The organism is Galactobacter sp. (genome assembly GCF_022712295.1).
In the GTDB taxonomy this organism is placed as follows: Bacteria; Actinomycetota; Actinomycetes; order Actinomycetales; family Micrococcaceae; genus Galactobacter.
Genome location: NZ_JALAGT010000017.1, coordinates 1 through 13,486, shown reverse-complemented (window position 1 = coordinate 13,486; position 13,486 = coordinate 1). Strand labels below are relative to the sequence as shown.

The following is a 13,486-nucleotide window of genomic DNA, read 5'->3' as shown; positions in this document are numbered from 1 at the left end:
GGAGTCAACCCCGTGGCCTCGATCATCGGCCTGGACATCGTCCCCAACTTCCCAGCACCCGACAGCCACACGCCGCCCACGGAACACGAACGACTCACCCAGGTCGTCGAGAACGCGCAGTTGTTCGAGGAACTGGGATTCGACGGCTACTCGGTGGGTGAGCGCCACCACGCCCCGTTCCTCTCCAGCGCCCCACCGGTGATCCTCTCCCACATCGCCGCACGCACCACCTCGCTGCGCCTGTTCACCGGTGTGACGCTGCTGAGCGTGCTCGATCCGGTGAGGGTGGCCGAGGACTATGCCACCCTGGACCACCTTGCCGGGGGTCGGCTGGAACTGATCGTCGGCAAGGGCAACGGCCCAGAACAGAGCGAACTCTTCGGCATCAGTCGCGAGCACGCCTGGGCAACGCAACGAGAGAACTATGAGCTGCTGCGCGCGCTCTGGTCGGAGGAGCCGGTGACCTGGGAACCGGATCCGAACGCCCCCTCCATCCGTCGCACCCCCTTGAGGGACGCCGTGACTTACCCGCGCCCGTTCCAACGCCGCATCCCGACCTGGCACGGTTCATCCACCTCCACGAAGACCGTGGAACTGGCCGCAAGGCACGGCGACCCCATCTGGGTCGCGAACCGACAGAAAACCGTGGAAGGGTACCGCCCACTCGTCGAGCACTATCGAAGGGCGTGGGCCGAGGCCGGGCGTGACCCGGCCGACGCCCGCGTCGGCGCCGGATTCAGCGTGCTGCTCACGGAAACCCAGGAGGAGGCTGAGGAGATCTTCAGGCCCATCTACGAGGAACACTTCGCCGGTCAGGTCGACACCTTCAACAACTTCGACCCGGACACCTTGTTCCACAGTTTCGAGGACTACATCGAGCGATCCTCGTTCCTGATCGGCACACCGGAGAAGGCCCTGCAGAAGCTGCGCCGCTATCACGACGCCTATGGCTTCAGCGCCATCTCCATCGACGGGCACCAGGGGCACTACCCCAGAGACACCTGGCTGCGCAGCCTGGAACTGTTCAGGGACGAGGTCGCACCCGAGCTCGAACGATTCGCGCCGGCGGGGCGGTGAGCACCGTGGACTCACCGACCTTCGACGTACGCCTCGGCGAGCGGCCCACGACCCCGAGCACCACCTATGTCGCCGAGGCCTCCCGGCGAGCGCGGACCAGGGCACACGCGTCCTCGCCCATCACGTCAGCGGCCCAAGGGGCGCCACAGTCGGTGCTCGACGTCATCGAACGCGCCAGGGACGCGCTCCGCCCGGAGATCGAGGCCCTCGCCGACGAGCTGTTCGAGCTCCGCGAGGAGGGCTTCGACGAGCACCGCAGTGTGGCCGCGATCAGGGAGGTTCTCCAGCGGCACGGCGTGCCGAGCGAGGCGAACCATCACGGACTGCCCACCGCCTTCGTGGCGCGAACCATCGACGGTACGCCGGTGGATCCCCGTGCGGAGCGCACGGGTGCACAGCGGCTGGCGATCCTCGCCGAGTACGACGCCCTGCCCGGCGTAGGTCACGCCTGTGGGCACAACATCATCGGAGCCTCCTCCGTGGGTGCGTTCCTCGCGGTGCTCGAGGCCTCCCGGGAACTCGGCGAACCAGTGGTCCCGGGTGAGGTGGTGTTGCTCGGGACCCCCGCCGAGGAAGGCGGCAACGGCAAGGAGATCCTGGCTGCGCGTGGTGCCTTCGACGGGATCGACGCGGCGATCATGGCCCACCCCTTCGGATTCGACTCGATCGATCATCCGTTCATCGGTCGCCGTATCGTCGACATCACCTACCACGGCGTCGCAGCGCATGCCTCGGCCTCGCCCTTCCAGGGGCGTAACGCCCTTGACGCCGTTGCCCTGCATTACCAGGCCGTCGCCCTGTTGCGACAACAGCTCTACCCCGGCGACCGAATCCACGCCAACGTCACCGACGGCGGCCAACGCCCCAACATCATCCCCGAAACCGCCACCGTCCAGTACTACGTCCGGTCCGAACTGCCGCAGACCCTGCGTGAACTCAGCGACCGACTCGACGACATCTCCCATGGGGTGGCCCTCGCAACGGGTACGGGGGTGAGCATCGACTGGGATCCCCAGCCGTTCACGCTGCCCATCCGCCACAACCGCGCGTTGGGCGAGCGTTGGGCCGTGCATCAGGCGTCCCAGGGACGTACGGTGCTCGATGCATCCACCACGCCGTCGCATCTGGCGGCGTCCAGCGATTTCGGCAATATCAGCCAGCGTCTTCCTGGCCTGCATCCGGTGTTGAAGATCAGCGGAGAGGAGGTCGGCATCCACACCAACGAATTCGCAAGGTACGCCGGCGGTCCCGAAGGAAAACGCGGGCTCGATGATGCCGTCTTCGCGCTGGCCGCCATCGCCGCCGATTTCCTGCATGACCCCCATCTCCGTGCGGCTGTTCGCGACGAGTTCGAGCAGGCGGGCGGAACCATCGACGTCGAAGGATTCTTCTCATGACCACCCCCACCGATACGGGCCTCCCCAGCACGGACATTCCCGCCGTGTACGTGCTCCACGAGAACCACGAGTGGTGGCCTCCCTTCGCGGCCGCGTTCGAGCGGGCGGGTGTTCCCGTGGTCCCATGGAACCTGGTCGCGGGCGAGCTCGATCTGGACCGGACGCCTCCCGAGGGCGTGTTCTGGTCACGGATCAGCGCCTCGTCACACACCCGAGGCCACGTTCTGTCCAAGGACTTCGCGCGCTCCGTCCTCTCTTGGTTGGAGGGCCACGGGCGCACCACGGTCAACGGGCGTCGCGCCATCGAGCTCGAGGTCAGCAAGGTGCACCAACTCTCGCGCCTGGCCGCACACGGCATCGATGTTCCGCGCACCATCAGCGTGGTGGGGCAGCCCACCAAGCAGACCCTGCGCAGGCTTGACCTCGCGGCGCAAGCACTCCCGACCCCCTTCATCACCAAACACAACCAGGGTGGCAAGGGGCTCGGTGTGCGCCGATTCGATTCACATGCTGCGTTCCGAACGGAGGTCGAGCGGATCGAGGAGGAATTGAACGATCCCGAACGCCGCGAGTCGGCTCTGGCGGACTGGCCCGTGGACGGCATCCTGCTGCTCCAGGAGTACCTCCGACCGGCGGGAGGGTTCATCTCTCGAGCAGAGTTCGTCGGTGACCGCCACCTCTACACCCTGGCCGCCGACACCGTTCACGGAGGATTCCAGCTCTGCCCGGCCGATGCGTGCGAGGTGGACCCGGTCAGCGGCCGCCCCGTGGTGCCTCCGGGCGCCGAGGCCGCCCCGGCCCCCGGACAGGCCATCTTCTCCCTCAGGGAGGGATTCACCCACCCGGTTCTGGATCGGTACCGGGACTTCCTGGCAGCGGAGGGCGTCGGCATCGCAGGAGTCGAGTTCATCGAGACCGATGACGCTCGCATCGTCGCCTACGACGTGAACACGAACACGAACTACAACCCGGACGTGGAAAAGCGGGCCCAGGAGGTGGGCATCGCTGGTGGACCGGATTCCATCGTGGCCCATCTCGGCCGCCTGCTCAGCCGTGAGGTTCAGCTCGGCGCCTCGTCGTGAGCGGCGACACCGGAGAGGGCCAGGCAGCGAAGGCAGCGTTGCGCTGCAGCGTCGGTGCGGGTTTCGCGACCCTCCTCGACTCCGGCTTCGTGTCCTACACCGCGCCCTCGGTCCAGGAGAGTCTTGGCGCCACACCATCAGACATCCAGTGGTACCTCTCGGCCTATTCGCTGACCTTCGGCCTGGGCCTTGTGCCCGCGGGCCGGCTGGGTGACGCGTTGGGCCGCAGGCTCCTGCTCATCATCGGGCTTTCGCTCTTCGCCGTTGGTGTCGTGGTCTCGGCCTCCGCTCCGGGGATCCTGATGCTGCTGGTCGGGAGATGGGTGCAGGGCGCCGGGGCAGGGTGCATCAGCGCGCAGGTGCTCTGCCTCCTCCAGGACCACTTCCGTGGGGCGCAACGTGTTCGCGCCCTCGGCTCGTATGCCGCCGCCGGCGCCGCGGCGGCACTGGTTGGCCCTCCCGTGGCGGGGGCCGTGCTGTTGCTCCCCGAAGACCTGGGGTGGCGCCTGGCGTTGCTGCTCCCGCTGCCCTTCACGGTTGCGGTGATCTGGGTCGCCGCGCGAGGACTTCCTCGAGACGATGGTCGCAGCGCCAGCCACGACCCGAGGTCGCTGGATCTTCCTGGCATCGCGATGCTCGGCGCCATCGTGGTACTGGTCACCCTGCCCGCGATCGACCCGGGACTGCCGTTGCCGGTCTCCTCGGGGATCATCGGCGCGGCCGTGGCGCTCGGGCTGTGCCTGGCCTGGTGGGAACGACGTTATGCCCGGCGCGGCCTTGTCCCGATCTTTGTCCCCGCTCTCATGCGTTCGCGCGGCTTCGTCCTCGGCAACGTCATGGCCTCGTTGTGGTTCGGGTCCGTGTTGACCGCCAACACCACACTGACCATCTACCTCCTGGACGGCGTAGGCTTCCCGGCTCTGGGCCTGGCGACCTTGTTGCTGCCGGCGGCGCTCGCCAGGTTCGTGTCCGCGCGTGCTGCCTCCCGCACCTATACACGGTGGGGATCCTTCACCGCCACGCTCGGGACCGGGCTGGAGGCCTTGAGTCTCGCGACCCTGGCGGTGACCGTTGTACTCCTGGACGGCACCGCCCTGATCGTGACGCTGGTGCTGCTGCAGGTCGTCACCGGCGTCGCCGGCGGGATCGTCGAACCACCGCTGCGTGCGATCACCTTGTCCCACGCCCCGGCCGGTATGAACGGCGTCGCGGCGTCCTTCCTACAACTCACGCAGCGGTTGGCTGCCACCTTCTTGGTGGCCTTGGGAACGGGGCTGTTACTGGCAGGCGGGACCACTCCGGAGGCGCTGGTCCGCGTTCTCCTGCTCGGCACCGCCCTCACCGCGATCGCGTCAGCCGCGACGCTGCTTCCGTCCTTCCGGGCGGGGACGGCGTGACCCGGCCGACGACGTGTGGGGGACCGCGGGAGACCCACGCGAGCCGTCGGATCGCCGAGCCTTCAGCCACAGATCGAGAGTGTTCAACCGTGCAAGACGCGCCTACCCTGGACCCTATGCCCATCCCCGAACACTGGATAGAACACCGACGCAACGACAGGGAACTCCTCGGATGGATCGTGCCGCACGGCGAGGATTTCGTATCGGTCGATCTCCTGGGGCGAACGTCGCCGCCGTGCGATTGGTTGGGCATCGAGGAGTATTTCGAGGAAACCGGCATCGGGTACTTGGCTCACCCGTACATCTACCAGCCGGAGGGAGAACCGGAGGTCCAGGTGCGCATCCTCGAGGTCTCCCCCGAGGGGATCACGGTCAAGGTGGACGATTTCGGAGACATCACTTCTCAGTTGCAGGTTTATCGCCTTCAGTGGCCGGTGGAGAATCAGCTCCGTCCCGCCCACTGACACACCGCTCGGATGGTATTTCTATCCAGGGCACAGCCCTTTCGGCTAGCGTGACACAGGACACAACACCGGTGTCCAGCTCCTGAGAGGGTCACGTATGAAACAGCTCGAGTACGCCGTCGCGATGGTGACCGTGGACGGCCGCCCCGTGCCGGTTGGCCAATGGAGCGGCGTCTATCTGCCAGAACGCCCGGCCGCGGGCGGCCTCATCATGCCGGAAGGAGTCGCGAACAATCCCCGTTTCCGCATCCTCTCCATCGAGGCAGACACATGGCATACCGAGGATTCCGGAGTGCGCACCCTCGAATTCTGTTCTCCCGCGGAACAGGCGATCCGTGACCTGGCGATCAATTGCCTCACCGGCAAGCTCGTGGTCCGCAGGCATGGACCCAACGTGACCATCTCCAAGGGAAGCACGGTGATCAGCCTGGCGCCGCCGAAGCCTCGGTTGCTCTACGCGTAAGAGCGTGAGCAGCGCTCAGCATTCCACCATGTTGACGGTCAGTGCACCGTTGACAGCGAGTCCGCCGCGTGCGGTCTCCTTGTACTTGTCCAGCATGTCCTTGCCGGTCTCCCGCATGGTGATGATGACTTCATCCAGACTCACCCGGTGATCACCGTCCCCCATCATCGCCATGCGTGCGGCGTTGACGGCCTTCGTGGACGCAATCGCGTTGCGTTCGATACAGGGAATCTGCACCAGGCCGCCGATGGGGTCGCAGGTGAGACCCAGGTTGTGTTCCATCGCGATCTCGGCCGCGTTCTCCACCTGTTGCGGGGTCCCTCCCAGCACCTCGGCCAGCCCGGCAGCGGCCATGGAGGACGCGGAACCCACCTCGCCCTGGCACCCGACCTCGGCGCCGGAGATGGAGGCCTGCTTCTTGTACAGGTTGCCCACGGCAGCCGAGGCGAGCAAGTACTTGCGGACGTTCTCGCGGATGACCTGTGCGTCCTTGCCCCTGGACGCATGGGCATAGTGCGTGGCGTAGAAGCCCACGGCGGGAATGATGCCTGCCGCCCCGTTGGTGGGGGCCGTGACGATCCGCCCGCCCGTGGCGTTCTCCTCATTGACAGCCAGCGCGGTCAGGTTGACCCACTCCTGCCAGTATTCGAAGTCCCGGTTGACGTCGAGTTCTGACAGTCGCGTGTGCCAGTCCAGTGCCCTACGCCGTACCTCCAGTCCGCCGGGCAACCTTCCGGTCCGCGTCAGCGCGGAGTTCTTGCACGCCTCCATCACATCCCAGAGGTGATTGATCCCGGCCACGACCTCGGCTTCCGACCTCAACGCGCATTCGTTGGCCATGGCCACCTGGGAAATTGACATGCCCGTCTCCTCGCAGCGCTGCATCAGCTCGGCTGCGGTGTCGAAGGGATAGGGGACGTCCACCTGGACGAAGTCGTTGGTGTGCTCGTCCCCCTCTCGTTCGATGAATCCGCCGCCGATGGAGAAGTACGTGTCATCCGCCAGCAGCTCTCCGGAACCGGAGAAGGCCTTCAGTTTCATACCGTTGGTGTGCCTCGGCAGCACCGTGAGCGGGTGCTGGATCATGTCCTCCACCGCAAAACGCACATCGACACCGGGCCCGCGCCCCAGCTGGGCGCCCAAGGCGAGCGGCTCGCCAAGGTCCCATGCGGCGTAACGCGCCTCCGCCTCGTCGGGCCCGATCTCCTCGACGCGCCAGCCCTCCAAGCCAAGCAGGATCGCGGGGAACGTCCCGTGCCCGCGCCCGGTCGCGGACAGGGAACCGTAGACATCCACCTGCAGGGACGTCACCCGCTGTAGGACTCCGGCGGAAGCCAGCCGGGAGACGAAGTCGTGGCCGGCGCGCAGCGGGCCCACCGTGTGGGACGAAGACGGGCCGAGACCGACCGAGAACAGGGCGAAGATGCTCAGGTACATGCGGGTACCTCCTCATGCGATGCGTGGGGAAAAAGGGGTCAACACAGGCGCTGTGACTGGGGACACAGCGCGAATTGGGTGAAGAAACGCCCCGGACCCGAGTCCGAATCCGGGGCGTCAGGCTCCTGCGGAGCCGTCAGAGTCCGGTGAGACTCAGGCGGTCACGTCGCCACCGTTCGCGGAGGCATAGTCCTGGGCAGAGAGCAGCTCGCCCTCGGAGGTGACCTCCACGGTGAACAGCCAGCCCTCGCCGTACGGGTCGGAGTTGAGCAGTTCGGGGGAATCGATGGCGGCCTGGTTGACCTCCACCACGGTTCCGGTCACCGGCGAGTACAGGTCGGAGACGGACTTCGTGGACTCGACCTCGCCGCAGGTCTCGCCTGCGGTCACGTCGGCGCCGGCCTCGGGGAGGTCCACGTAGACCACGTCGCCCAGGGCGTCGGCTGCGACCTGGGAGATGCCGACCTTGGCGGGAGAGGAGGAGTCGATCCACTCGTGTTCTGCGGAGTAACGGAGATCTGATTTGACGGCTGACATGATTGCTCCTTGTTGTGGTGCGTGCAGAGTTGAGGTGCGTGAAGTAAAGGTCTATTTGGTGCGGCTGTAGAACGGCAGGTCCACCACGGTGAACGCCTCGGCCTTGCCGCGCAGATCCACCGCGAGTTCGGTACCGGTCGCAGCGTGCGCCACGTCCACGTACGCCAGCGCCACGGGGTAGCCCAGGGTCGGTGAGGGCAGTCCGGAGGTGACCTCTCCAATAGTGTCCGACGACGTGGGGTCCACGACCGCGTACCCCGCGCGGGCCGCGCGGCGCCCGGCACCGCGGAGCCCGACGAGGCGACGACCCGTCGTCGTGCCTTGCCCGGCGGCCTTGGCCGCCTCGAAGGCGGCGCGACCGACGAAGTCCTCCGACTTCTTCAGCGACACCACGGGACCCAATCCGGCCTGGAGGGGGGTGCCTTCCAGGCTCAGCTCGTGGCCGTAGAGCGGCATCCCCGCCTCGAGACGAAGGGAGTCGCGTGCGGCCAGCCCGCAGGGAACCAGGCCGTGGCCCTCGCCCGCTGCGGTGAGTGCCGCCCAGATCGTCGTGGCTGCGTCGGAGGGGATGAACAACTCGAAGCCGTCCTCACCGGTGTACCCGGTGCGGGCCAGGAGCACGTCCACGCCGTCCACGACCACGGAGGTCCAGGCGTAGTACCCCAGGGCCGTGACGCTGGAGCGGTCGTGTTCCGTGGAGACGGCGGCCAGCATGATGGCCTCCGCGTTGGGACCCTGCACCGCGACCAGTGCGGTGTCTGCTGAGGCGTCCTGCACCTCGACATCGAATCCGGCCGCACGGTCCTTCAACGCCTGAGCCACGACGGGAGCGTTGCCGGCGTTGGGTACCACCAGGTACCTGGTCTCCGCAATGCGGTAGACGATCAAGTCGTCGATGATGCCCGCGTCCTCGTTGAGGATCATCGTGTACTTGGCCTTGCCGATCAAGACGCGCGCCAGGTTCCCCGCGAGCGCGGTGTTCAGGTACGTGGCGGCGTCGGGGCCGGACACCCAGACCTCACCCATGTGGGAAAGATCGAACAGGCCGGCCGCGGTACGCACCGCGATGTGCTCGGCCTTGTCGGAACCGTAGCGCAGGGGCATGTCCCAGCCACCGAAGTCGGTGAAGGAGGCGCCCAGTTCCTCATGGACCGGGTGCAGGGAGGTGTGACGGGAGATCGTGCTCATGGCGTGGTCCCCTCTCAGTTGGTTCCGGCAGTGTCGAAGGCCTCGGGCGACGGGCAGGAGCAGACCAGGTTGCGGTCACCTGCTGCCTCGTCGATACGTCCCACCGGCGGGAAGTACTTGTCCACCGTGGGCGTGGCACCCGGGAAGGCGGCCTGCTCACGGGAGTAGCTGCGGTCCCAGTTCGTGGAGACCACGGCATCCGCGGTGTGCGGGGCGTTGCGCAGCGGCGAACCCTCCAGCGTGTGGATGCCGTCAGCGACCTCGTCGATCTCGGCGCGGATGGCGCGCATCGCGGCGATGAAGCGATCCAGTTCGCCCTTGTCCTCGCTCTCCGTGGGTTCCACCATCAGGGTTCCTGCCACGGGGAAGGAGAGGGTTGGGGCGTGGAAACCGAAGTCCACGAGGCGCTTGGCCACATCCGCGGCGGTCACGCCGGTCTTGGCGGTGAGCTCACGCAGGTCCAGGATGCACTCGTGCGCCACGAGACCGGCGCCTCCGGTGTAGAGCACCGGGAAGGCGTCGTTCAGCTCGTGTGCCACGTAGTTGGCACCCAGTAGCGCGTTCTGCGTTGCCTCGGTCAGGCCGTCTGCACCCATCATGGCCACGTAGGCCCAGGAGATGGGCAGCACGCCGGCGGAACCGAAGCTCGCGGACGCCACCGGTGCACCGTGACGGTCCTCCATCCGCTCGGACTTGCGGCCGATCGCGGAACCCGGCAGGAACTGCAACAGGTGCTTGCCGACGGCCACGGGGCCGACGCCCGGTCCGCCGCCACCGTGAGGGATGCAGAAGGTCTTGTGCAGGTTGAGGTGGGACACGTCGCCGCCGAAGGCGCCCGGACGGGCCAGGCCCACCAGAGCGTTCATGTTGGCGCCGTCGATGTAGACCTGGCCGCCGGCCGCGTGGACCTTGGATGTCACATCGGTGACCTCCTCCTCATACACGCCGTGCGTGGACGGGTAGGTGATCATGATGGCCGCGATCTTGCCTTCGTGGGCCGCGATCTTGGCGTCCAGGTCCTCGGCGTCGATGGTGCCGTTGTCTGCCGTCTTCACGACCACCACGCGCAGCCCTGCGAGCACGGCGGAGGCCGCGTTGGTGCCGTGCGCGGAGGCCGGGATCAGGCACACGTCGCGGTCGTCGTCGCCGTTGGCCAGGTGGAAACGGCGGATGGCGAGCAGTCCCGCGTACTCACCTTGGGAACCCGCGTTGGGCTGCAGCGACACGCCGGCGTAGCCGGTGATCTCGCTCAGGCGGTCCTCGAGGTCACCGATGAGCGCGCGCCAGCCGCCGGTCTGGGCCGTGGGGGCGTAGGGGTGAATGCCTGCGAACTCGGGCCAGGTGATGGCTTCCATCTCGGCCGCGGCATTGAGCTTCATGGTGCAGGAACCCAGCGGGATCATGGTGCGATCCAGCGCCAGATCGCGATCCGAAAGGCGACGCAGGTAACGCATCATCTGCGTCTCGGAGTTGATGGTGTGGAAGATCGGGTGCGTCAGGTAGTCGCTGGTACGGACCAGGTCGGCCTCGACGCCCGCCTCGGTCAGCGTGGCCGCAGCCCCGGCGTCCGAGCTGGCCTCCTGATCCGCGCCCAGGGCCTTGGCGATGGCCGTGACCACGAGTTCAACGTGATGGGCCGTGGTGACCTCATCCGTGGAGACCGAGAAGGTGTCCTCGTCCAACGGACGCACGTTCACGCCCGCCGCCTCGGCGGCGGCCACCACGTCGGACGCCTTGTCCTCCACACGGATACGCACGGTGTCGAAGAAACCCGACCCCGCGGCGTCGGACATGACGGTGGCGCCAGCTGCGCGGGCGCCCTCCGCGACCTGCAATGCACGAGCGTGGACGCGCTGGGCGATCCGCTTCAGGCCCGCCGGGCCGTGGTACACCGCGTACATCGAGGCGACCACGGCCAGCAGCGCCTGCGCGGTGCAGATGTTGGAGGTGGCCTTCTCACGGCGAATGTGCTGCTCACGCGTCTGCAGGGCCAGTCGGTATGCGGGGCGGCCCACAGCATCATGGGAGACCCCGACCAGACGGCCGGGCATGGAACGCTGAAGGCCCTGAGCCACGGCCATGTACGCGGCGTGGGGGCCACCGAAGAACAGCGGGACGCCGAAGCGCTGGGAGTTACCCACCGCGATGTCCGCACCCTGCTCACCGGGAGGAGTGATCAGCGTCAGGGAGAGCAGGTCGGCCGCGACCGTGACCTTGGCCTTGCGTTCGTGCGCTGCCTCGATGATCTTCGCGTGGTCACGGATGACGCCGGAGTCTCCGGGCTGCTGCAGCACGATGCCGGAAATGGGGCCCTCTGGGAGGTTGGCCGGGTCGGAGAGGTCGGCAACGACCACCTCGAAGCCCAACGCGCTGGCGCGTCCCTGCACCACGGCGATGGTCTGCGGGAACAAGTCCCTGTCCAAGACCGTCACGGCATCCGCCTTGGCCTTGGTGGCCCGCCTCATGAGCAGGACGGCCTCGGCCACTGCAGAGGATTCGTCGAGGAGGGAGGCATTCGCGATGGGCAGCCCGGTCAGGTCCTCCACCATGGTCTGGAAGTTCAGCAGGGCCTCCAAGCGACCCTGCGAGATCTCCGGCTGGTACGGGGTGTACGCCGTGTACCAGGCCGGGTTCTCCACCACGTTGCGGCGGATCACGGCAGGAGTATGCGTGTCGTAGAAACCCTGACCGATCATCTGCACGCGCGGGTGGTTCAGCTTCGCGAAGCGCTTCAGCGCGGCGAGCGCCTCTTCCTCGGTGAGCGGGTCGGGCAGGTTCAGTGCTTCCGCGGCCTTGATGGACTCGGGGACCGCAGCGTCAGACAGAGCTGTCAGCGAGTCGTAGCCCAAGGCGGCCAGCATCTGCTGCTGGTCGCTTCCCTGGGGGCCGATATGGCGGGGCGCGAAAACGGATTCGGTGGACATGCTCTCCCTCGGTGAGGTCACTGGCGGCGTGCAGTACTGGCTTGTCCTCCCCACCCTGTGACTGGACCTGAGAGTTTCCGCGCCCTGCATCACAGCAGGAGCTTGCACCTTCGGTGGAACACCAGCCTCAAACCGCTACCACGGTCCAGGGACTTGCGTTCACTTTCCAGGGGTGCCTCGCCGTAGCGGTGCGGGGGCCTGAGAGTTTCCCGGGGAGGGATTGCTCCTTCGGCGCCCACCCGGGTACCGGGAGGGTCTCTCCCGCCACGGGTCGATGGCTGAAAAGAATCTTACCGGACGTCGGTTGCTTGTGGGATCCCTGTCCGGCAGGTCACCCCTTGCCCCTTCCACCACGCTTGCGCGCACTCAACGTCGGCGCAGTCGGCTGGGCCCACCCAACGTCGGCGCAGAATCTGATGTCGGCACAGATGCCTCATATGCGCCCGCATTGGGATCTGAGCCTGCGTTGGGACTGACCGGTTGCCCCCCGAAGCCCTTCAGCGACGGGCCCGAGCCCTCTCCACGGCGGCCATGATGGCGGCCACCACCGTTGGCCAGTCATAGATGATCTGCCTGTAGTCAAAACGCAGGGTCTCGTACCCCTCGATGGAGGTCCTGGCATCGCGTCTCAGATCCTTGTGGCGCTTACTGGGTCCCGAGTGATTCTCGTCCCCATCCGCTTCGACGAGCACACAGTCATCCACGATGATGTCCACCTCATCCCGTCCGGCCTTGAATTGCGACGCCACCTTGAAGCCGTATGGCCGCAGCCTCAACCGTGGCAGTGTCTCGATCCCACTCTGAGAGGTGGACACAGCGAAGTCCAACAGCCAGCGCGCGTTCTTCGGCAGCGCCGCCCGAATCCGTTCCCTGTCAGCCGCGGTCAGCAACCCTTGGTTCCACGCGGATTCATAGGAACAGATGAAGGCCTCATCCCCCTGGCAGTGATGCAGATGGATGAGGGCCAGGGCCACATCCACCTTGCCTGGCGCAGGCCGGCCGGAAGAATAGTGGACCACGCAACGACAGCCTGTGTGCTCGAATGCCCTCCCGCCTTTTCCCAGCCAGACGTGAACCTGACGAGCAGGATGCAGCACCCAGATTCCTGCGGCCTGCAGCAGAGAGACGCACGTCAGTGCGCCTCCGTGCGCTGCGGCGTCCCGGACGGAGGGATCAACCCCGTGCGCGCAGTAGACCCCACGCCGAACGCGGTACAAGAACCCATGGGCAAGGTAGCGATCCCTGAGCTGAACCGTCACCCCTCCGCGGCGCATGGTGCTCCACGTCGCAACGTTGCCCAGCGACTTCATCAGAGCCATGACGTTATCCATACCGGAAGTGTGGCCCACTCGGGCACGTCGAGGGCGCCAGAATGGGCTGTTCCGGGGGGTTGCTGTGGACGACGCGCCGTCAGCCTGCCCCATCCACTCCGATGCTCCGTCTCGACGAGTCACTTCCGAGTCGACCCATCGCTGTCTCTCGGAACTCAACGTCGGCGCAGATCCCATTGCAGACTCAGG

The 13,486-nt window shown here is 66.7% G+C and carries 11 protein-coding genes and 1 riboswitch; of the genes, 6 read left to right on the top strand and 5 right to left on the bottom strand.

All coding sequences use genetic code 11. From position 1 onward, the window contains the following. The 6 genes from Q0A15_RS01425 to Q0A15_RS01400 all read left to right on the top strand — a co-directional run. A partial coding sequence (locus Q0A15_RS01425) for an LLM class flavin-dependent oxidoreductase (protein ID WP_291277758.1) occupies window positions 1-1,077 on the top strand: 1,077 nt, incomplete at its 5' end. A gap of 5 nt (window positions 1,078-1,082) precedes the next feature. Beyond that, complete coding sequence (locus Q0A15_RS01420) at window positions 1,083-2,474, top strand: amidohydrolase (RefSeq protein ID WP_291277757.1); 1,392 nt, start codon at window positions 1,083-1,085, stop codon at window positions 2,472-2,474. Beyond that, complete coding sequence (locus Q0A15_RS01415) at window positions 2,471-3,556, top strand: alpha-L-glutamate ligase (RefSeq protein ID WP_291277756.1); 1,086 nt, start codon at window positions 2,471-2,473, stop codon at window positions 3,554-3,556. The genes Q0A15_RS01420 and Q0A15_RS01415 overlap by 4 nt, the downstream gene beginning before the upstream one ends. Beyond that, window positions 3,553-4,953, top strand: coding sequence for an MFS transporter (locus Q0A15_RS01410; RefSeq protein WP_291277755.1), 1,401 nt, complete (start codon window positions 3,553-3,555; stop codon window positions 4,951-4,953). Before Q0A15_RS01415 ends, Q0A15_RS01410 begins: the two co-directional genes overlap by 4 nt. A gap of 116 nt (window positions 4,954-5,069) precedes the next feature. Then, window positions 5,070-5,417 (top strand): hypothetical protein, encoded by a 348-nt coding sequence (locus Q0A15_RS01405; RefSeq protein WP_291277754.1) that lies wholly within the window; start codon window positions 5,070-5,072, stop codon window positions 5,415-5,417. Between the two features lie 97 nt (window positions 5,418-5,514). Then, a complete protein-coding gene (locus Q0A15_RS01400) occupies window positions 5,515-5,880 on the top strand; it encodes a hypothetical protein (RefSeq protein WP_291277753.1) in 366 nt (121 codons plus the stop codon). 15 nt (window positions 5,881-5,895) lie between these two features. Here the strand turns inward: Q0A15_RS01400 and Q0A15_RS01395 are convergent, their stop codons facing one another. The 5 genes from Q0A15_RS01395 to Q0A15_RS01375 all read right to left on the bottom strand — a co-directional run bounded on the left by Q0A15_RS01395 (window position 5,896) and on the right by Q0A15_RS01375 (window position 12,985). Next, window positions 5,896-7,317, bottom strand: coding sequence for an L-serine ammonia-lyase (locus Q0A15_RS01395; RefSeq protein WP_291277752.1), 1,422 nt, complete (start codon window positions 7,315-7,317; stop codon window positions 5,896-5,898). Between the two features lie 153 nt (window positions 7,318-7,470). Further along, window positions 7,471-7,854, bottom strand: coding sequence for a glycine cleavage system protein GcvH (gene gcvH, locus Q0A15_RS01390; protein ID WP_291277751.1), 384 nt, complete (start codon window positions 7,852-7,854; stop codon window positions 7,471-7,473). Between the two features lie 51 nt (window positions 7,855-7,905). Beyond that, window positions 7,906-9,042, bottom strand: coding sequence for a glycine cleavage system aminomethyltransferase GcvT (gcvT, locus tag Q0A15_RS01385; RefSeq protein ID WP_291277750.1), 1,137 nt, complete (start codon window positions 9,040-9,042; stop codon window positions 7,906-7,908). A 14-nt stretch (window positions 9,043-9,056) separates the two neighbouring features. Further along, complete coding sequence (gene gcvP / locus Q0A15_RS01380; RefSeq protein WP_291277749.1) at window positions 9,057-11,966, bottom strand: aminomethyl-transferring glycine dehydrogenase; 2,910 nt, start codon at window positions 11,964-11,966, stop codon at window positions 9,057-9,059. 176 nt (window positions 11,967-12,142) lie between these two features. After that, a riboswitch (glycine riboswitch) is annotated at window positions 12,143-12,240 on the bottom strand. A gap of 223 nt (window positions 12,241-12,463) precedes the next feature. Then, on the bottom strand, window positions 12,464-12,985 hold the full coding sequence (locus Q0A15_RS01375; protein WP_291277748.1) for an endonuclease domain-containing protein: 522 nt from the start codon (window positions 12,983-12,985) through the stop codon (window positions 12,464-12,466). Between the last annotated feature and the right edge of the window lie 501 nt (window positions 12,986-13,486).

What these genes read in the sequence shown, in the direction of transcription:
- Q0A15_RS01415 (WP_291277756.1), top strand. Translation starts at nt 2,471, where the DNA reads ATGACCACCCCCACCGATACGGGCCTCCCCAGCACGGACATTCCCGCC.
- Q0A15_RS01405 (WP_291277754.1), top strand. Translation starts at nt 5,070, where the DNA reads ATGCCCATCCCCGAACACTGGATAGAACACCGACGCAACGACAGGGAA.
- Q0A15_RS01400 (WP_291277753.1), top strand. Translation starts at nt 5,515, where the DNA reads ATGAAACAGCTCGAGTACGCCGTCGCGATGGTGACCGTGGACGGCCGC.
- Q0A15_RS01395 (WP_291277752.1), bottom strand. Translation starts at nt 7,317, where the DNA reads ATGTACCTGAGCATCTTCGCCCTGTTCTCGGTCGGTCTCGGCCCGTCT.
- gcvH (WP_291277751.1), bottom strand. Translation starts at nt 7,854, where the DNA reads ATGTCAGCCGTCAAATCAGATCTCCGTTACTCCGCAGAACACGAGTGG.
- gcvT (WP_291277750.1), bottom strand. Translation starts at nt 9,042, where the DNA reads ATGAGCACGATCTCCCGTCACACCTCCCTGCACCCGGTCCATGAGGAA.
- gcvP (WP_291277749.1), bottom strand. Translation starts at nt 11,966, where the DNA reads ATGTCCACCGAATCCGTTTTCGCGCCCCGCCATATCGGCCCCCAGGGA.